The sequence below is a fragment of the Micromonospora lupini genome, assembly GCF_026342015.1.
Lineage (GTDB): Bacteria > Actinomycetota > Actinomycetes > Mycobacteriales > Micromonosporaceae > Micromonospora > Micromonospora lupini_B.
This window is the reverse complement of the sequence record NZ_JAPENL010000003.1, coordinates 801,878-820,605: the sequence shown is the minus strand read 5'-3', so window position 1 is coordinate 820,605 and position 18,728 is coordinate 801,878. Positions and strand designations below refer to the sequence as shown.

Here is an 18,728-nt window from a genome sequence, read left to right as displayed (position 1 = left end):
CGCGTCACCTGGCGTCCGGCACGGGCTCGCCCGGCTGCCCGGCCGCCTGTTCGTCGAGGTGCCCGTCGTGGATGCGGATCACCCGGTCGGCCAGGGCCATCATCACCGCGTCGTGCGTCGACACCACGACTGTGACGCCTTCGGATTCCACTATCCCGCGCAGCAGGGCCATCACCGACAGGCCGGTCTCGGCGTCCAGTTGCCCGGTGGGCTCGTCGGCGAGCAGGAGCTGGGGCGAGGCGGCCAGCGCGCGGGCGATCGCCACCCGCTGCTGCTGGCCGCCGGACAGCTCGGCCGGCCGCTGCCGGGCGTGGTCGGCCAGGCCGATCAGCTCCAGCAGCAACTCGACCCGCCGCTCGCGCTCGGCCGGGGCGACGCGGGCCAGCCGCAGCGGGGCGGCGACGTTCTCCGCGGCCGACAGCACCGGAATCAACCCGAAGCTCTGAAAGACGTACGACACCTTCTCGCGTCGCAGCCGGGACAGACCGTCCTCGTCGAGGGCTGTGACGTCGGTGCCGTCGACGTGCACGGTGCCGGCGTCCGGGCGGTCCAGGCCGCCGAGAACGTTGAGCAGGGTGGTCTTGCCCGAGCCGGAGCGGCCGACGAGGGCCACCATGGAACCGGCGGCCACGTCGAACGACACGCCGCGCAGGGCATGGACGACTGTCGGCCCGGTGGGGAAGCGCCGGTGTACGCCGCGTACGCGAAGCAGAGGCTCGCCGCTCATTCGCCGCTTCCCGCGTCGGGGTGGATGGTGATGTGGTCGCTCTCCAGGGCCAGCCGGACCCGTCGGGTCAGGGCCAGCGCCTGGCGGAACTCCCGGGGCACCTGGACGCGTCCGGCCCGGTCCATCACCGCGTACTCCTCGGCGATCGTGTGCGTGTCGCCCTCCGCGTCGGTGGTGGTACGGCGCAGCACCTCGCTGCTGGTGCGCCCATCGCGGATCGCGACTGTCCGTTCGACCTGGCCGCTGACCTCCGGGTCGTGGGTCACCACGACGACTGTGACGCCGTAGCGCCGGTTGACGTCCCGCAGCACACCGAAGACCTCCGCGGACGTGTCGGCGTCCAGCTCGCCGGTCGGCTCGTCGGCGAGCAGGATCCGCGGCTGGTTGGCAAGCGCCACCGCGATGGCGACCCGCATCTGCTGCCCTCCGGAGAGTTGCCCGGGACGCCTGTCGGCGCAGTCGGCGACGCCGAGGCTGTCCAGCAGTTCGGCCGCGCGCTCCCGGCGTTCCTCCTTGGCGGTACGGGCCGCTGTCATCGGCAGGTCCACCATCTCCCGCGCGGTCAGGTAGGGGATCAGGTTGCTTGCCGTCTGCTGGCGTACGAACCCGACGGTGTGCCGCCGGTAGTTCACCCGGTCCGCGCGGGACATGGTCAGCAGATTCCAGCTGTCGACGCGGACCCGCCCGGCGGTGGGGGAGTCGATGCCGGCCAGGATGGAGAGCAGCGTCGACTTGCCCGACCCGGAGGCGCCGACGATGGCGACCAGCTCACCGCTCTCCACGGCCAGGTCCAGTCCCTGCAGTGCCTGCACCTCGATCGAACCGGTCTGGTAGATCCGCACCAGGTTTTCGCAGACGATGAGCGCGTCCCGGCCGAACTCGGGCGCCCGCGCGGTGGGCTGCGGCAGGGACAGCGGTGTGGTGGACATTGCCAGCAGTTTCGCAATCGGCGGCGTCGTTGACCATGCCCCCGAGTGGCTTTTCTGCGGCGGCAGCGAGGAATCTTCGCCGAAGGGCCGGGCGACCCGGTCAGAAGGTGGCTCTCACCGGCGAAGACGGGACGGGCCGGCATCCTCGGGGAGGCTGCCGGCCCGTACACCGGATTGCGTCACAGCGGCGGGGCGATGTCCCGCCGCTCCTCGACCCGGCGGTACTCGACCGGCTGCTCGGGGGTGGTCACGATGGCGGTACGGCGACGCTGGAAGATCAACGCCGTCATGATCAGACCGAGTACGCCGGCGCCCATCAGGATCCAGCCGACCACGTCGAGGTTGATGCCGCCGACGCTCGCGTCGAGCGCGAAGGTGAGAATCGCGCCGAGCGCGATCAGGAAGATGCTGGTGCCGATACCCACGACAGCCTCCTTAGGGAGTGTGGTGCGCTGTCGAGGTTCATCAGTACCCCGCCGTCGAGCAGCGCAATCGCCGTCGCCCCAGGGTGCTGCGTCCGCCGATCTTGGCTTCGGGTAGAGTCTCCTCCGTCGCCGGCGGTAGCCGGGGACGTGCGGACGTAGCGCAGCTGGTAGCGCATCACCTTGCCAAGGTGAGGGTCGCGGGTTCGAATCCCGTCGTCCGCTCGCGACCCGCCTCGACGGGCCTAACGGCCGGATCGAGCGGCAACACGGGCGATTGGCGCAGTGGGAGCGCGCTTCCTTGACACGGAAGAGGTCACTGGTTCAAACCCAGTATCGCCCACCACACTTGTCGGCACGTCAGTTGGCCCGTTATCGGATTTCCGGTAACGGGTGTTCTTGTTTCTGCGCCCTGACACTCCCGCGGGACTGCGGGGAGGTGGCGCGCAGCCGCCCGGGCCGGGCGTACGCCGCCGGCGGTGTGGCGGTTGTCTGGCGCGCGCGGCGGGGTGGGTACCGAGGTTCAGGTCCGCCTCAGCCGTTCTTTTCGATCTTCCCTGCCGCGTGCCGGAGTGCGCTGACGAGTTCAGGTATGTGTGCGTCGGTAAAGCGGCCGGACATGCCGATCGCGGCGTACGGGGGTGAGCCGACGGTGACGGCAACTGTGCGTTCGGTTTTGCCGGCGCGCAGGGCGAAACCGGCTTCGCGGATCTCCGCAAGATCGGTGAGGATCTGCTCGACCGGGGTCTCGTTCGCGCTGGTTACCCACATGGCGCGGACGTCCTCGTCGTCCTGACAGGCCAGCAGTGCCATCCCGAGCCCGGATCGGGTGACCGGGAAGAGGCCGATCCGGCCGAGGGCCGTGCTGGTGTCCATGCCCGGGTCGGCGTGGTACAGGTACGACATGTGGTCGCGCCAGAGCACGCCCATGGCCACTGTGTGACCGTGGACGTGAAGCTCGCCGAGCGGTCCGAGCGCGCGGCGGATCAGGCCGGACCCGAAGAGGCTTTGCGCGGCCAGGGCATGGATTCCCGGGCCGGGACGATAGCGGCGCCGCTCGTTCTGCTCGATCAGCCGGACGTGCGCGAGGGTCTTGAGCAGCCGGTTTGCGCGAGAAGGCTCCAGCCCGAGCCGTCTGGCGACTTCGCGTGAGCCGAGGGCCTCAGCGGAACTGGCAAGCAACTGCAGGCAGTCGAGCCCGTCCTGGAGTGATTTGTTCGGCTGAGACGGCAACATGTTGCATTTATAGCATCACTTTGGGTCGGGATGCTACGGGGTCGTGTCGCAGGGGTTTCGGCGAAGCATCTTGACGGTGCTATTACTGCACCATTACGCTCGCCGCACTTGACCAACGATCCCGCCTGGTCGCCGCAGTTGGCCCTGCTTGAGCAGGCGCGATGACTGCTGCCCTGGTCGGTTTCCCACATCACGGGGTCGGTCCGGCGGGCTGCCGCCATGGACGGAAGGGCACCACACGCTGCGAACCGTGGCGAGCCGGTCGGGCTCGCCACGCACCCAAGTCACGGAACGACGATGCGCCAACGAGCGGACCGTGACTGAGCCGAGAGGTGATGACCTTGACACGACTCTCGAATGTGCACTCCCACAGGTGGCGGATGCGCGTCGCGACCGGACTGGCCGTTCTCATCGGTCTGCCCATGATCGGCGTCGCGCATCAAGCGTTCGCCGACGCGCCCGCGGCCTCCGCGGTGCTCTCGGCTACCCCGCAGTGGAACGGCATGGCCGGCAACCCCGGCGACGCCTCCGGCCAGATCTCCGCGGCGGCCACCGAGCGGGGCGGCCGCCCCTGCTGGACCACCACGCAGACGCCGATCACCAATGACTTCCTGTATTTCCGGGTCGACGCCGCCCGGCAGCCGGCCGCCACCGGTTACGCGTTCGTCAAGGTCAGCTACTTCGACGCCGGCCCCGGACACTTCACGATCCAATACGACGGCACGGGGCAGAACCGGGCCGGTGACGCCGTCCCGCTGACCGGCGGGAACGTCTGGCGTTCCTACGTCTTCCAGTTGGCCGACGCCGAGTTCAAGGGCGATCTGCCGTCCGGCGCCGACTTCCGCATCGCCTCCTGGGACAGCCGGCTCGGGCGGTCGGCCACCGACCTGTGCGTGGCCGATGTCTCGGTCAGCTTCAGCACCGCCGAGGCGGTGCGCATCACCGCGACGAACCTGGTCTTCAGCGGATCCGAGCCGCGGACCATCCCGGTGACCTCCAGCGCGGCCAGCGTGCGCTGGGCGGCCGCCGACGAGCAGGGCGTTCCGGCGGCCAGCGGCACGGCCGCGGTGTCCGGTGGCACGGCGACGGTCGACCTCGCCGCGGTCAAGCCCGGCTACTACACCCTCGGCGTCACGGCCGAGGTGGGTGGACTCCCGGTCACCAGGTACACGCCTGTGGCGCTGCTGGACGCGCTCCCCGCCGACGCCCGGCGGCCCGGGGCGCCGTGGGGAGTCGGGACCCACTTCTCCCAGAGCGACCCGCCCAGTCTCATCCCCACGATGGCGAAGGTCGGTTACACCCACGTCCGCGACGCCCTGTCCTGGCAGCATGTGGAGAAGACCGCCGGCACCTACACCATGCCCACCTACGGCGCCCCGTTCCTCAACGGGCTGGCCGCCAACGGCATGGAGCCTCTGCTGGTCGCGGCGTTCGCCAATCCGCTCTACGACGGCGGGAAGACGCCGAGCACACCGGAGGGCCACGCCGCGTTCGCCGCCTACGCCTCGGCGATGCTCAGCCTCTCCGGTACCAACAAGGTCGAGGTGTACAACGAGTTCGACGGGGGCTTCAACAACGGCCTGTGCGGTCGTACCCCGCAGTGCTACCTACCTCTGTTGCAGGCGACCTACGCCAAGGTGAAGGCCGACCACCCGCAGGCCGAGGTCGTCGCGCCGGCCGGCGGCGGACCCGCGTGGTGGGAAGAGCTGTTCCAGATCGGCGGCCTGCAGTACATGGACCGCTTCAGCGCGCACCTCTACGGCTTTCCCGCACCGCCGGAGGTCCGCGGCGTGACCCTGATCCCGACGTTCAAGGACCTGATCCGCCGCTATAACAACGGTCGCGACATGCCGATCGACATCACCGAGAACGGATTCCCGACCCACACCAGCGGCGGCGTCACCGAGCTGCAGCAGGGCGACTACCTCGTCCGGGCGGCCAGCCTGGCCGTGGCCAACGGGGCCAGCCGCTACTACTGGTACGACTTCCTCAACGACGGCACGACCGCGTCGAACCAGGAGTACAACTTCGGCGTGATGCGCCGTCCCGGGTACCTGGGGATGAACGCCTACGCCCCGAAGCCGGCGCTTGTCACGCAGTCGGTGCTGATCCGCCAGCTCGCCGGTCTGGACTTCCGTGCCGCCGACAACCTGGGGTCGGGTGTCTACTCGTACGAGTTCGCCGGTGGGCCCGGCAAGGCGCCGGTCCGGGTGATGTGGGCGACCACACCGACCCAGGTGGAGCTGAGCACCACCACCCCCGTCACGGTCACCAACGCCTACGGCCGGTCGAACACCCTGGAACCCCTGCAGGGCAAGGTGACGCTGGACCTGACCGAGCACCCGGTCTTCACCAAGGGCAAGCCGACGGCCCTCGCGGTGAGCAACCCGAAGGTGTACTCCGTCGCGGTTCCGGACACGGTCGCCGTCGGCGACGACATCCCGGTGACGCTGAAGGTGGACCGGACCCACGGTGGTGGGGGCACGTGGACCAATTTCCACGTCGAGGACAACACCTACGCGGTGTACGCGCCGGCCGGGCAGGTAGGAACGAAGACCGTCACCGTTCCCGGTAGCACGGTGAAGGGTCCGCGAACGGTACATGTGCGGGCCGGGTCCGGGGGATCGGCGTCGATGGTGCTGCGCGACGACGCGATGATCACCGATCCGGTCGTGGCGACAGTCGATCCGATCGTGACGTCGGTCGGGCCGCTCGGTGGGTCGCTGCGGGTGAAGATCACCAACAACAAGTCGGCGACGGCTCTGGACGTCGCACAGATCGCGTGGACGGTGGGGACGCAGAGCGGCACGGTGACCGGCGTCGCCCCGGTACCGCCGAACTCGGTCACCTCTGTCGACATACCGGTCGCGGGGATCGTCGCGTGGAAGTCGTACGACATGTCGGTGCGCGTCGACACGACACAGCTGGGCGCGTTCCGGGCCGGTGGGACCGTCGGCTTCAACCCGATCGAGGCCGACGGACAGAACGCCGTCGTACCCGTGAATCTGGCGGCCGACGGCGCGGTCGACTACCGGCGGGTTCCCTACGGCGGCACGTCGGACCTGTCGGGCACCGTCAAGCTCACCCGCACCGCGGACGCCCTGTGGTTGACGGCCGACGTGACCGACAACAACCACGCCCAGACGAAGACGGCCGGCAGTATGTGGGACGGCGACTCCATCCAACTGGCGGTCAGCCCCGACCTTCCGGGGCGGTCGACCGCCCGCGTCGAGATCGGCGCGGCGCTGCTGGGCACCGGTCCGGCCGTGTACACCTTCACGCCACCGGCCGGCGGAGTGGCCGGGGCGACGCCCGGCGCGACGGCGGCGATCGTCCGGAACGGAACCACCACCTCCTACCGCGTGTCGGTGCCCTGGTCCGCACTCGGGCTCAGCGGTCCGCCCACCGCGCCGGTCGCCCTGTCGTTCGTGGTAAACGATGACGACGACGGCATCGGCCGGGCCGGCTGGATCCAGTGGGGCGGCGGCATCGTCCTGGCCAAGAACACCGCGGAGTTCCGGCCGGTGCAGGTGATGGCGCCGTGAGCGGGCCCCGGCGGATCCTGGTCACCGGTGCGGCCGGACGGCTGGGCCGGGCGGCGCTGACGCTGTTCGCCGATCGGCTCATCCCCACCACCGGTCTCGACCTGCACGACCCGGGCGACACCCGGGCGGACCGGATGGTGACCGGATCCGCCGGGGACCCCATCGTGGTACGCGACGCCCTCGCTGAGGTCGACGCCGTCTTCCACTGCGCGGCCATCCCCGCGCCCACCCTCGGCACACCGCACGAGGTGTTCACCACCAACACCCAGGCGACGTTCACGGTGCTTGAGGAGGCGGCTCAGCGGGGCGTCCGCCGGGCCGTGATCGCCAGCAGCCTGTCGGTGACCGGTCTGCCCTGGTCGCCGCACCCGCAGACACCGGCCTACCTGCCCATCGACGAGGATCTGCCGCTGCAGGTGGCCGACCCGTACGCGCTGTCGAAGCAGACCGACGAGGCGATCGGCGCCATGATGGCCCGCCGGCACGGGATGACCGTCGTCGCACTGCGCCTGCCGCTGCTCGGCGGTCCCGGCGACCAGTTCGAGAAGTACGCCCGCAACTACGTCGAACACCCGTCGTGGGGCGCCAAGGAGATGTGGGCGTACCTGGACACCCGCGACGCCGCCCGCGCCGGCCTGTTGGCCCTCACCGCCCCCGTGACGGGATTCCACGCGGTGTTCGTCGCCGCGCCGGACACCCTGAGCGCCACCGACACGGAGGCGCTGCTTGACGAACACCTACCGGGGGTGCCCCGGCGGACGCGACTGACCGGCCGGAGCGTCGCCATCGACACCGGTCGAGCCACGCGGCTGCTCGGCTTCACCCCCGAGCACCTCCATCCACTGTCCCCACCCGGACAGCCACCATTCTCAGATCAGGAAGTGACGCCATGACACGTACGATCAGCCGCCGGCGCCTGCTCGCGGGCGCGGCCGGACTGGGTTCCGCCGCCCTCCTCGCGGCCTGCGGCAAGGACGAGTCCGGTGACGCCGGCACGGTGACTCTCAACGTCTGGGGCGGAGTGCCTGCGGAGAACGGACCCGACGCCCTGTTCGCCGCGTTCACCGCGAAGCACCCGAACATCAAGGTCAAGTACACCCGTTTCGTCAACGACGATCAGGGCAACCTCAAGCTCGACACCGCGCTGCAGGGCGGTCTCGAGATCGACGTGGTCGTGTCGTACGCGCGCTCGGCCCTGGCCAAACGCGTCGAGGCGGGTCTGCTCACCGACCTCACCGAACGGCTCTCCGGTGACCCGGTGTTGAAGGCCTTCGCCCCCGCCGCGAATCCGGCAAGCAACTACTTCTTCGACGGCAAGGCGTACTCCGCACCGGCCAGCCGCAGCGTGGAGACAGTGCTGGCGAACAAGAGCCTGCTCGACAAGGCCGGCGTCACCGTCCCGACGGACTGGACGACCGCCGACTTCCGCGCGATCGCGAAACAGCTTTCCGGCAACGGCGTGTACGGGTGTCTCATCCCGCCGGACCTTGCCCGCCAGCAGCTCGGCCCGGACTTCACCTACAAGCCCGGCGGCCGCGAGTCCAACTTCGACCACCCGGCGTTCCGGCAGAACTTCCAGCTCCGGCTGGACATGATGGCCGAGAAGTCCGCCGTCCCGATGACCGAGATCGTCGCGCAGAAGTGGGACGCGTTCGCCCAGACCCCGTTCCTCACGGGGAAGGTCGCGATGTGGATCTCCCAGCCGTTCGTCATGCGCTATATCAAGGACACCAAGGAGTATCCGCACGACTTCAAGACCGTTCTGCTGCCGATGCCGGCGCCGCAGAAGGGCGCGCAGTTCTGGAACACCGGTGCCTACGGCGACAACGTGGCCATCACCAAGAAGTCCAAGCACCAGGACGCCGCCTTCACGCTCCTGCGGTTCTGGCTCGGCGAAGGCGCGGCACACATGGTGCCCGGCGGCCGGCTCCCGTCGCTGCCCGGGGGCGACACCGCCAAGCTGGCCGCCGATCTGGGCGGACCCGACGCCGCGAAGCTGTTCGACGAGCAGTCGCTTGTCACCAACCTGCTGACCTCGGACGCGCGGATTCCCGTGGACGCCATCCAGACGGCGCACGCGGAGATCTCCACGATCATGAACGGGCTCAACCAGCGGGTCCTGCTCGGGAACATCAGCATCGACCAGTGGGCCCGGACCGCCAGGGAACAGTGCGACGCCGCGATCAAAAAGGCGGCCTAGAGACACATGCAGACTCTGGTTGGGTCGGCCCGGTCACCGGTACCGGCCGTCGTACGGGAGAAGAAGCGCCGGCCCGCCGGGGTCCGTTCCTGGTTGCCGTGGGTGTTCATCGCCCCCAATCTCATCGGACTGATCGCCTTCACCCTCGGTCCGATGCTGGCCGGGCTGGGCATCGCGTTCACCCGCTGGAACGTGCTGTCCGGCCTGGGCGGGATCGAGTGGGTCGGCCTGGACAACTTCACCGAGCTGTTCGCCGACCCCAAGTTCTGGAAGGCCCTGGGCCGCACGGTGTTCTTCGCCGGCCTCGGCGTTCCGCTGTCGATCGCGTTCGGCCTGCTGCTCGCGCTGGCCCTCAACCGACCGCTTGTCGGCCGGGCCGCGCTGCGGGTCGTGTTCTTCGTACCCAGCATGGTCAACACGGTCGCCATCGGTATGGTCTGGCTGCTCGTGCTCAACCCCAGCGCCGGGCTGCTCAACCAGGCCCTGCGGTTCCTGGGTCTGTCCGAGCCGCCGACCTGGCTGGTGTCCGAGAACTGGGCTCTGCCGGCCCTCGTGCTCATCCAGGTGTGGGCCGGCATGGGCTACCAGGCGGTGATCTACCTGGCCGCTCTTCAGGAACTGCCCCAGGACCTGCACGAGGCGGCGATGATCGACGGCGCCGGCGCGTGGCGCCGGTTCCGCACCATCACCTGGCCGAGCCTCATGCCGACCACCGTCTTCCTGGCGATCACGTCGTTCATCGGCACGTCGCAGGGGTTCGGGTTGATCGCCTTCCTGACCGGCGGCGGCCCGGGGGAGTCCACCACCGTGCTGGCCTACTACATGTACCAGTCCGGTTTCCAGGCCTACAAGTTCGGCTACGCCGCGGCGATAGGCGTCGTCACGTTCGCCGCGGTACTGCTGCTGACGCTGGTGCTGTGGCGGTTCCAGAAGGGACGGGGGCTCTACACATGACCCGCAGCCGTACAGACCGGACCCTGCGCACCTGGTTGCTGAGCGTCGTCATGTGGGCGATCGCCGTGCTCTTCGCCCTCCCGCTGGTGTGGATGATCTCGGCTTCGCTCAAACGCAACATCGACGTGTTCACACTTCCGGTGACGTGGATTCCCGACCCGGTTCGGTGGGTCAACTACGCGGACGTGTGGGCCGGCGACCCGCCCCTGCTGCGCTACTTCGGCAACTCCCTGATCGTGGCGACCGCTGCCGTCACGGGTGAGCTGTTCACATCCTCCCTGGCCGGGTACGCCTTCGCCCGCATGCGGTTCAAAGGTCGCGACCGCCTCTTCCTGCTCTATATCGCGACCTCGATCGTGCCGACCCAGTTGCTGCTCGTGCCCCGGTTCATGTTCTTCCAGGCCGTCGGCCTGTACGACACGCTGTGGGCGCTGATCCTGCCGAGCATGTTCACAGTCTTCGGCACCTTCCTGATGCGCCAGCACTTCTCCGCCGTACCCGGGGAGTTGGCCGAGGCCGCGCGCATCGACGGTGCCGGCGAGTGGTCGATCTACTGGCGCATCTACCTGCCGATGGCGAAGCCCGTCCTCGCGGCACTGGCGATTCTCGGCTTCGTCTGGTCGTGGAACAGCTACGAGACGCCGCTGATCATGCTCTCCACCGACGAGAACTACACGCTTCCCGTCGGCCTGACCCGTTTCGTCGACGGCGACGGCGGCCTCGCCGGTGGCCTGTCGATGGCCGCGGCCACCTCCTCGGTCGTACCGATGATCATCGTGTTCCTCGTGTTCCAGCGCCAGTTCCTGTCCGCACTGAGCCGCACGGGGCTCAAGTGACACCGACGGAGGCTCATCACCATGCGTGTTGAACACGCCGGACACGACATCACAGTGGTGGGCGGTGGTCTGGCGGGTGTGTGCGCAGCCATCGCCGCCGCCCGCCTCGGCCGGACGGTCGCGCTGATCAACAACCGGCCGGTGCTGGGCGGCAACTCCAGCAGCGAGGTGCGGGTCTGGGTGGTGGGTGCTACGAGCCACGGCGACAACCACTACGCCCGCGAAGGCGGGATCATGGGTGAGCTGTTCGTGGAGAACCAGTACCGCAACCCGCAGGGCAACCCGTACGTGTGGGACACGGTCGTGCTCGACGCCGTGCGGGCGGAACCGAACATCTCCCTGTACCTCAACACCGACGTCCGCGACGTCGACGCGGACGGGCCGCCCGAGGCGCGGCAGATCCACTCCGTCACCGGATGGATGATGGGCTCGGAACGGCTCATCCACTTCTCGTCGCCGATCTTCCTCGACTGCACAGGCGACGGACTGGTCGGCCACCTGGCCGGCGCCGAGTACCGCATCGGCCGGGAGGCCAGCGGCCAGTACGGCGAACCCTGGGCGCCCGCCGAGGCCGACGACATCACCCTCGGCAGCACCCTGCTCTTCTACACCAAGGACGCCGGTGAGCCGGTCACCTACGTGGCGCCGTCGTTCGCCAAGGACATCACGCGGACCAGCATCCCGCAGCAGCGCATCATCCGGGCCGGTGACAACGGGACCGCGTACTGGTGGATCGAGTACGGCGGGGAGCTGGACACCGTCCACGACAACGACGTCATCCGGGACGAACTGTGGTCGGTCATCTACGGCATCTGGGACCACATCAAGAACTCGGGCCGGTTCGACGCGGACACGATGACCCTGGAATGGGTCGGGGCCGTCCCCGGCAAGCGGGAGTACCGGAGGTTCATCGGCGACCACGTGCTGACCCAGAACGACATCATGGGCCAGAAGGAGTTCCCCGACCAGATCGCCTTCGGCGGTTGGTCCATCGACATGCATCCCCCGCAGGGCATGTATGCGACCGAGGTCGCCTCCAAACACCTGCACCCGGACGGCGTCTACCCCATCCCCTACCGGTGCCTGTACTCGGTGAACACCACGAACCTGCTGTTCGCCGGGCGCAACGTATCGGCCAGCCACATCGCGTTCGGGTCGACCCGGGTGATGGCCACCTGCGCGACGCTGGGCCAGGCGGCGGGAACCGCCGCCGCCCTGTGTCTCGACGCAAAGGTGGCCCCACGCGAACTCGACACGGGTCACCTCCAGCAGACCCTGTTGCGCTCCGACGCGTCGCTCATGGGCGTGGCCGCGGCCGACCCCACCGATCAGGCCCGCACGGCGCTGGTGACGGCGTCCTCGACGCTTGACGGGATCGAGGTGACCGGACCGGGTGCCCAGTGGCCGCTGACCGCCGACGCCGGGATCGTGCTGCCGGTCGATCCCGCCCTGGCGGGGCCGGAACTCCTCGTCGACGCGGCCGAGGCCACGACGCTCGTGGTGGACCTCCACGACACCGGCCTCGGACAGAACTACGTACCGGGAACGCTGATCGACACCGTGGAGGTCCCGGTCGGAGCGGGCGTGCGGCAATGGGTCCGCCTTCCGCTGGAGTGGACGCCGCCCACCGCGCGCAACGCCTTCCTGCGGGTACGGGCCAACCCCGCCGTGACCCTGCACGTCGCGGACACGACAGTCCCCGGCGTCCTGTCCCTGTCGCACGTGCCGCCGGCGGCGGGCCGCAAGGAGCGGCAACCGGTGCTCGACTGGAAGAGCACGGCCCTGCGCCGCCGGACCTTCTGCCTGCGCACCGGTCCGACGGCTGCCTACTCCGCCGACAAGGTGGTCGACGGGTACCTGCGCCCCTACGCCGGACCGCACCTGTGGATGTCGCGGCCCCTCGCCACGGACGGCGAGCCGTGGTTGCAACTGGCCTGGGCGGAGCCGGTGACGGTGAGCCGGGTCGAGATCATCGCCAACGACGACGTCAACGAGGACCTGATCAATCTGCCCCATCACCGGATGCCGTTCACGCTCATGCCGACGCTCGTGCGCGACTACCGGATCGAGGCCCGCGCCGCCGGGGCCGGTTGGCAACCGCTCGTGTCGGTGGCCGACAACCGGAAGCGTCGCCGCACGCACAGTCTCGCGGCCCCGATCGTGACCGACCGGATCAGGGTTGTCGTCACCGCCACCAACGGCACCGGTTCGGCCCAGCTGATCGCCGTGCGGGTCTACGCCTGACGGTCTGCCGTCGCCGTCCATCCACGCAACGATCCTCGAACAGGAGACCACGTTCGTGCCCCTCAATCCCATGCCGGAGACGCAGGCGCCCTGGCCCGGTCGTGACCGGCTGCGCATCACCGGCGTCCGGTCGATCGTCACCGCCCCGGAGGGCGTGCCGCTCGTCGTCGTCCGGGTCGACACCAACGACCCCGGCCTGTACGGGCTCGGCTGCGCGACGTTCACCCAGCGGTTCCACGCGGTCGCCGCCACCGTCGATCGTCATGTCGCGCCGTTGCTCGTCGGCCGCCATCCGGCCGACATCGAGGACATCTTCCGAATGGTCCACTTCTCGTCGTACTGGCGCGGCGGGCCGGTCACCAACAACGCCCTGTCCGGCGTCGACCAGGCGCTGTGGGACATCGCCGGCAAACGGGCCGGCATGCCCGTGTACGAGATGCTCGGCGGGCGGGTCCGAGCGGCGGCCGACACGTACCTGCACGCCGGCGGGACCACCGTCGAGGCCACCCTGGAGCAGGCCCGCGCCCTGCTCGCCCGGGGCTACCGGCACGTCCGGCTGCAGGTCGGCAGCCCCGGCGTCGGCACCTACGGCGCTCCGCCCACGCCCGGCGAGTACCCCGGAACACCGCATCCCGGCGGGTGGGACGTGCACCGCTACCTGCGCGACACTCCGGACCTGTTCGCGCAGGCCCGCGCGGCCCTCGGGCCCGAGCCGCACCTGATGCACGACGTCCATTCCCGGCTGACCGTCAAGCAGGCTGTCGGACTGGTCCGCCGGCTCGAGGAGTACCGGTTGTTCTTCCTGGAGGATCCGATCGCCCCGGAGTTCTACGACCGGCTTGGTGAGGTCCGCGCGGCCGCGCCCATGCCCATCGCCGTCGGCGAGCAGGTGGCGTCCGTGGCCGACGCGGCCCGGCTCGTGACGGGTGGCGGCGTCGATCTGCTGCGTCTGCACATCTCGTCGATCGGCGGCCTGAGCCCGGCGCGCAAGCTCGTCGCCCTGTGCGAACTCCACGGTGTCGGCACCGCCTGGCACGCGCCGGCCGACGTGTCCCCGGTCGGCGCGGCGGCGAACGTCGCGCTCGACGTGACAAGCGCGGCGTTCGTCGTCCAGGAGGGCCACGAGTACTCACCGGCCGTCCACGAGGTCTTTCCGGGCACGCTCGCACCCCGCAACGGCTTCCTCTTCCCGTCGGACGCGCCAGGGTGGGGCATCGACCTCGACGAGGCGGAGGCGGCCAAGTACCCGCCCGTGGAGCACCTCCACGAACGGTGGTCGGCCCAGGTACGGCACCTCGACGGCGGGATCGTGGCCCCATGAAGATCGACCGTGTCGAGACCTTCCTCGTAGCGCCCCGCTGGCTCTTCTTGAAGATCACCACCGATGACGGTGTCGTCGGCTGGGGCGAACCGGTCGTGGAAGGCCGCGCCGAGACCGTCCGGGCCGCTATCGGTGAGCTGTCCGACCTGCTCATCGGCGGTGATCCGATGCGCATCGAAGACCACTGGCAGGTCCTCACCCGCGGTGGCTTCTACCGCGGCGGCCCGGTGCTGTCCAGCGCCGTCGCCGGCATCGACCAGGCGCTGTGGGACATCGCCGGAAAGGTCCGCGGGGCGCCGGTCCACGAACTGCTCGGCGGGCCGGTACGCGACCGCGTCCGGATGTACGGCTGGGCGTACGGCGAGACCGCCGAACACGTCGCCGAAGCCGCCGCGACGGCGATCGCAGCCGGATACACAGCCGTCAAGATCGCACCTCCGGGCGCGATGGCGTTCCTGGACACCCCCGCCGGCCTGAGATCCGTCGTCGATCTCCTGGCCAAGGTCCGCGATGCGATCGGCCCCGACAACGACGTGGCGATCGACCTGCACGGCCGGGCCTCGATCGCCGCCAGCCGTCGCCTCCTGCCACTGCTGGAGCCGTACGTGCCGCTGTTCGTCGAGGAGCCGCTGCGGCCGGAGTACTCAAGCGACATCGCCCGGATCGTCACGGCGACCGCACTGCCGATAGCCACCGGCGAGCGGCTCTACACCCGGCGCGAGTTCAAGGACGTCCTGGACGCCGGCGTGGCAGTCGTCCAACCCGACCTCTCGCATGCCGGAGGCATCTCCGAGGTCCGGCGCATCGCCGCGGTCGCCGAGATGTACGACGCCGTCCTGGCCCCGCACTGCCCGCTCGGCCCCATCGCCCTGGCCGCATGCCTGCAGATCGACCTGGCCATACCCAACTTCCTCATCCAGGAACAGGCCCTCGGCATCCACTACAACAACGGCCAGGACGGCCTGAACTATCTCGTCGACGCCGACGTCCTGCGGTTGCGCGACGGGCACGTGGAGCGACTCGGCGCACCCGGCCTCGGCATCGACGTCGACGAGAACGCGGTGCGCGAAGCGGCGGCACGAGGCCACCGGTTCCGATCCCCCGTCTGGCGCGGTCCGGACGGCGCCTTCACCGAGTGGTGACGACCCACCCGACTCCCGACCAACCAGCCACCGTGGAGATGCCATGGCACTGTTCGACATGCCCGAAGACCTTCTGCTCAGCTACCGTCCCGCGGTTGCGGAGCCGGAAGACTTCGACAGCTTCTGGACCGCGACGCTCCAGGACGCGCGCGCCCATCAGCTCAATCTCACCGTCACACCTGTCGACAACGGGCTAGCAGTGATCGACACCTTCGACGTCACCTTCGCCGGCTACGACGGCAACCCGGTCAAGGCATGGCTGCACCTGCCCGTTACCCGCACCGGTCCACTGCCCGCAGTGGTGGAGTACGTCGGATACGGCGGCGGTCGCGGCCTGCCGCATGAGAGACCTCTGTGGGCAATGGCCGGATATGCCCACTTCATCATGGACACCCGAGGCCAGGGCTCCAAGGGCCCCAAGGGGGACACACCCGATCCTGACCTCGCTGGTGACCCCGCGTCCGCGGGCTTCACCACCCGAGGTATCGCCAGTCCGGAGACCTACTACTATCGCCGGGTCTTCACCGACGCGGTCCGTGCCATCGATGCCGTACGACGGCTGTCCACCGTGGACCCGAGCAGAGTGGCCGTCGCCGGAACCAGCCAGGGCGGCGGAATCGCCACCGCCGCGGCCGGCCTCGCCTCAGATCTGGTGGCCGTCATGCCCGACGTGCCCTTCCTGGCCAACTTTCCCCGTGCGCTGACCATCACCGACGCCTCGCCGTACGCCGAAATCACCGGCTATCTCAAGGTCCACCGAGACAAACGGGAGCAGGTGATGCGAACGCTGTCGTACTTCGACACGGTCAACCACGCCAAGCGGGCCAGCGCCTCAGCGCTCTACTCCGTCGGGCTGATGGACCAGGCCTGCCCGCCCTCAACCGTGTACGCCTCGTACAACCACTACGCCGGACCGAAGCAGATCCGCGTCTACCCGTTCAACGGCCACGAAGGGGGTGGGGCTTTCCACGAGGCCGAAAAGCTGAGGTTCGCCGCCAAGCCGCTCAGCGGGTGAGCGGGCACACCCGACCCGCTTGCGGCCGGGCTCACGTCACCATCAGCAGCACCGCGAAGGAGCAGCCGGCATGCAGCCGCACCACAGTCACCGATGGCTGCGCTGGCCATCGGATCCGTCCCGGAGCCGCCTCGCGTTCGGCGCCGACTACAACCCCGAGCAGTGGCCACGCCACATCTGGGACGCGGACGTTCGGGCCATGCAGGTGGCCGGCGTCAATATCGTCTCCTTGGCGATCTTCTCCTGGGCGCGGATCCAGCCGCAGGCGGACGTGTGGGACTTCGCGTGGCTCGACGACGCCATGGACCTGCTGCACGCCCACGGCATCGCCGTCGACCTGGCCACAGCGACCGCATCCCCGCCGCCCTGGCTGACCACGATGCACCCGGAGATCCTGCCGATCGACCGAGACGGCCGCACCATCTGGCCCGGCGCCCGGCAGCACTGGCGGCCGACTTCGCCGATCTTCCGATTGCACGCGCTCCGCCTGACCCGCGCACTCGCCGAGCGGTACCGCGACCACCCGGCGCTGACCGCCTGGCATGTGAACAACGAACTGGGCGGCGACAACGCCTACGACTACTCCGACGACGCCGCGACCGCGTTCCGGCACTGGCTGCGCCGCCGATACGGCACCCTGGAGGCCCTCAACCGGGCCTGGGCGACCACGTTCTGGTCACAGCAGTACAGCGACTGGGCGCAGATCCTGCCACCACGGCTGGCGACCACGCACCCCAACCCGACGCAGCAACTGGACTTCAAGCGGTTCTCCTCCGATGCGCTCAAGGACCACCTGCGCGCCGAACGATCCGTGCTGTACGAAGTGACCCCGAACATTCCCGTCACCACCAACTTCATGGTCATGGGCTGGTCCAAGGCCATCAACTACGCCGACTGGGCCGCCGAGGTCGACTTCATCGCCAACGACCACTACACGACGCCGGGCCCGCAGGCGCACGACGAACTGTCGTTCTCCGCAAACCTCACCGCGAACCTGGCCGGCGGGCGGCCGTGGTACCTCATGGAGCACTCCACCAGCGCGCTCAACTGGCAGCCGATCAACGTCGCCAAAGCGCCTGGCGAGATGGCCCGTGACTCGCTCACGCACGTCGCCCACGGCGCTGACGCGGTCTGCTTCTTCCAATGGCGCCAGTCCGCGGCGGGCGCCGAGAAGTACCACTCGGCGATGCTGCCCCACGCCGGCGTCGACAGCACCATCTTCCGCGCCGTCACCGATCTCGGCGCCACGTTGCGCGATCTCGCCGAGGTGGCCGGCACGACGCGCCGGCCGGCCGGCGCGGCCATCGTCTTCAACTGGGAGTCCTGGTGGACGGCCGAACACGACGCACACCCCAGCGACCGGCTCCGCTACCGGCAGGAGGCCCTCGACTGGTACACCGCCTTTCTCGAACTCGGTATCCGCGCGGACGTGGTTCCCGTCGACGCGCCGCTGCATCGCTACGGTCTGCTCGTCGCCCCGATCCTGCATGTCGTGCCCGGCGCGCTCGCCGAACGGCTGGGCAGCTACGTCGCCGGTGGCGGCCACCTCGTCACCACCTACTTCTCCGGCATCGTCGACGAGCACGACCACGTCTGGCTGGACGGCTACCCGGGAGCCCTGCGCGATCTGCTCGGCATCAGGATCGACGAGTTCGGTCCCCTGCCCGACGAGCAGAGCGTCGAGCTCGACAACGGCACGGTGGGCACCCTGTGGACCGACCGCATCGACCTCACGGACCCCGCGACCGAGGTCCTGGCCCGGTACGGCCAGGGCGGCCAGACTGGCCGCCCGGCCATCACCCGTCGGGCCGTCGGGTCCGGATCCGCCGCCTACGTCTCCACCCGCCTACGGCCCGCCGGGCTCACCGTCGTCCTGGCCGACCTGGCGAAACGAGCCGGCATCCACAGCGAACTCCCGCCGAGCCTGCGCGGTCGGGTCGAACTGGTCGTACGCGGACCGTACTGGTTCCTGATCAACCGTACCGGGCAGCCCCTGGACATCTCCGCAGTCAGCGGCGAACGGATCGGCGCTGGGGCCGGCGTCCTGGAACCGCGCGCCGTGGCGGTCCTGCGTCGCGCCGCGGTCCCGGACTCGGCCGGTAAGTGATGATCACTTGGCCCTCGGCGCCCGCTACGGCGCTGCCTGGACTGAACCGT

At 69.5% G+C, this 18,728-nt stretch carries 14 protein-coding genes and 2 tRNA genes; 12 read left to right on the top strand and 4 right to left on the bottom strand.

Going from position 1 to position 18,728, the window contains the following annotated elements; all coding sequences use genetic code 11:
- Positions 1 to 4: 4 nt before the first annotated feature.
- The 3 genes from OOJ91_RS31790 to OOJ91_RS31780 all read right to left on the bottom strand — a co-directional run bounded on the left by OOJ91_RS31790 (position 5) and on the right by OOJ91_RS31780 (position 2,081).
- Positions 5 to 727 (bottom strand): ABC transporter ATP-binding protein, encoded by a 723-nt coding sequence (locus OOJ91_RS31790; RefSeq protein ID WP_266250893.1) that lies wholly within the window; start codon positions 725 to 727, stop codon positions 5 to 7.
- The gene (locus OOJ91_RS31785; RefSeq protein ID WP_266250891.1) at positions 724 to 1,656 is read right to left on the bottom strand and encodes an ABC transporter ATP-binding protein; all 933 of its coding nucleotides are present in this window, start codon (positions 1,654 to 1,656) and stop codon (positions 724 to 726) included. The genes OOJ91_RS31790 and OOJ91_RS31785 overlap by 4 nt, the downstream gene beginning before the upstream one ends.
- 179 nt (positions 1,657 to 1,835) lie before the next feature.
- The gene (locus tag OOJ91_RS31780; protein WP_266250889.1) at positions 1,836 to 2,081 is read right to left on the bottom strand and encodes a DUF6458 family protein; all 246 of its coding nucleotides are present in this window, start codon (positions 2,079 to 2,081) and stop codon (positions 1,836 to 1,838) included.
- Positions 2,082 to 2,230: 149 nt separating this feature from the next.
- On the opposite strand from OOJ91_RS31780, the gene OOJ91_RS31775 reads away from it, so the two are divergent.
- Positions 2,231 to 2,303, top strand: a tRNA-Gly gene (locus OOJ91_RS31775).
- A 46-nt stretch (positions 2,304 to 2,349) separates the two neighbouring features.
- Positions 2,350 to 2,424 (top strand) — tRNA-Val (locus OOJ91_RS31770).
- 188 nt (positions 2,425 to 2,612) lie between these two features.
- On the opposite strand, the gene OOJ91_RS31765 is transcribed toward OOJ91_RS31770, so the two are convergent.
- Positions 2,613 to 3,314, bottom strand: a complete 702-nt coding sequence (locus OOJ91_RS31765; RefSeq protein WP_266250888.1) for an IclR family transcriptional regulator — start codon at positions 3,312 to 3,314, stop codon at positions 2,613 to 2,615.
- Positions 3,315 to 3,694: 380 nt separating this feature from the next.
- On the opposite strand from OOJ91_RS31765, the gene OOJ91_RS31760 reads away from it, so the two are divergent.
- From OOJ91_RS31760 to OOJ91_RS31715, 10 genes are all read left to right on the top strand, one after another.
- Positions 3,695 to 6,859 carry a sugar-binding protein gene (locus tag OOJ91_RS31760; RefSeq protein ID WP_266250886.1) on the top strand — a complete coding sequence of 1,055 codons (3,165 nt, stop codon included), beginning with the start codon at positions 3,695 to 3,697 and terminating at the stop codon, positions 6,857 to 6,859.
- Positions 6,856 to 7,752 carry an NAD-dependent epimerase/dehydratase family protein gene (locus OOJ91_RS31755; protein WP_266250883.1) on the top strand — a complete coding sequence of 299 codons (897 nt, stop codon included), beginning with the start codon at positions 6,856 to 6,858 and terminating at the stop codon, positions 7,750 to 7,752. The genes OOJ91_RS31760 and OOJ91_RS31755 overlap by 4 nt, the downstream gene beginning before the upstream one ends.
- On the top strand, positions 7,749 to 9,059 hold the full coding sequence (locus OOJ91_RS31750; protein ID WP_266250882.1) for an ABC transporter substrate-binding protein: 1,311 nt from the start codon (positions 7,749 to 7,751) through the stop codon (positions 9,057 to 9,059). Before OOJ91_RS31755 ends, OOJ91_RS31750 begins: the two co-directional genes overlap by 4 nt.
- Positions 9,060 to 9,065: 6 nt before the next feature.
- Positions 9,066 to 10,013 (top strand): carbohydrate ABC transporter permease, encoded by a 948-nt coding sequence (locus tag OOJ91_RS31745; protein WP_266250880.1) that lies wholly within the window; start codon positions 9,066 to 9,068, stop codon positions 10,011 to 10,013.
- On the top strand, positions 10,010 to 10,849 hold the full coding sequence (locus OOJ91_RS31740; protein ID WP_266250878.1) for a carbohydrate ABC transporter permease: 840 nt from the start codon (positions 10,010 to 10,012) through the stop codon (positions 10,847 to 10,849). The genes OOJ91_RS31745 and OOJ91_RS31740 overlap by 4 nt, the downstream gene beginning before the upstream one ends.
- Positions 10,850 to 10,870: 21 nt before the next feature.
- Positions 10,871 to 13,093, top strand: a complete 2,223-nt coding sequence (locus OOJ91_RS31735; protein WP_266250876.1) for an FAD-dependent oxidoreductase — start codon at positions 10,871 to 10,873, stop codon at positions 13,091 to 13,093.
- A 55-nt stretch (positions 13,094 to 13,148) separates the two neighbouring features.
- Complete coding sequence (locus tag OOJ91_RS31730; RefSeq protein WP_266250874.1) at positions 13,149 to 14,414, top strand: enolase C-terminal domain-like protein; 1,266 nt, start codon at positions 13,149 to 13,151, stop codon at positions 14,412 to 14,414.
- The gene (gene dgoD / locus OOJ91_RS31725) at positions 14,411 to 15,556 is read left to right on the top strand and encodes a galactonate dehydratase (RefSeq protein ID WP_266250871.1); all 1,146 of its coding nucleotides are present in this window, start codon (positions 14,411 to 14,413) and stop codon (positions 15,554 to 15,556) included. Before OOJ91_RS31730 ends, dgoD begins: the two co-directional genes overlap by 4 nt.
- A 43-nt stretch (positions 15,557 to 15,599) precedes the next feature.
- On the top strand, positions 15,600 to 16,571 hold the full coding sequence (locus OOJ91_RS31720; protein ID WP_266250869.1) for an acetylxylan esterase: 972 nt from the start codon (positions 15,600 to 15,602) through the stop codon (positions 16,569 to 16,571).
- A 70-nt stretch (positions 16,572 to 16,641) separates the two neighbouring features.
- Positions 16,642 to 18,678, top strand: a complete 2,037-nt coding sequence (locus tag OOJ91_RS31715) for a beta-galactosidase (RefSeq protein WP_266250867.1) — start codon at positions 16,642 to 16,644, stop codon at positions 18,676 to 18,678.
- The last annotated feature ends 50 nt before the right edge of the window (positions 18,679 to 18,728 follow it).

What these genes read in the sequence shown, in the direction of transcription:
- OOJ91_RS31790 (WP_266250893.1), bottom strand. Translation starts at nt 727, where the DNA reads ATGAGCGGCGAGCCTCTGCTTCGCGTACGCGGCGTACACCGGCGCTTC.
- OOJ91_RS31785 (WP_266250891.1), bottom strand. Translation starts at nt 1,656, where the DNA reads ATGTCCACCACACCGCTGTCCCTGCCGCAGCCCACCGCGCGGGCGCCC.
- OOJ91_RS31765 (WP_266250888.1), bottom strand. Translation starts at nt 3,314, where the DNA reads ATGTTGCCGTCTCAGCCGAACAAATCACTCCAGGACGGGCTCGACTGC.
- OOJ91_RS31760 (WP_266250886.1), top strand. Translation starts at nt 3,695, where the DNA reads ATGCGCGTCGCGACCGGACTGGCCGTTCTCATCGGTCTGCCCATGATC.
- OOJ91_RS31750 (WP_266250882.1), top strand. Translation starts at nt 7,749, where the DNA reads ATGACACGTACGATCAGCCGCCGGCGCCTGCTCGCGGGCGCGGCCGGA.
- OOJ91_RS31745 (WP_266250880.1), top strand. Translation starts at nt 9,066, where the DNA reads ATGCAGACTCTGGTTGGGTCGGCCCGGTCACCGGTACCGGCCGTCGTA.
- OOJ91_RS31740 (WP_266250878.1), top strand. Translation starts at nt 10,010, where the DNA reads ATGACCCGCAGCCGTACAGACCGGACCCTGCGCACCTGGTTGCTGAGC.
- OOJ91_RS31735 (WP_266250876.1), top strand. Translation starts at nt 10,871, where the DNA reads ATGCGTGTTGAACACGCCGGACACGACATCACAGTGGTGGGCGGTGGT.
- dgoD (WP_266250871.1), top strand. Translation starts at nt 14,411, where the DNA reads ATGAAGATCGACCGTGTCGAGACCTTCCTCGTAGCGCCCCGCTGGCTC.
- OOJ91_RS31720 (WP_266250869.1), top strand. Translation starts at nt 15,600, where the DNA reads ATGGCACTGTTCGACATGCCCGAAGACCTTCTGCTCAGCTACCGTCCC.
- OOJ91_RS31715 (WP_266250867.1), top strand. Translation starts at nt 16,642, where the DNA reads ATGCAGCCGCACCACAGTCACCGATGGCTGCGCTGGCCATCGGATCCG.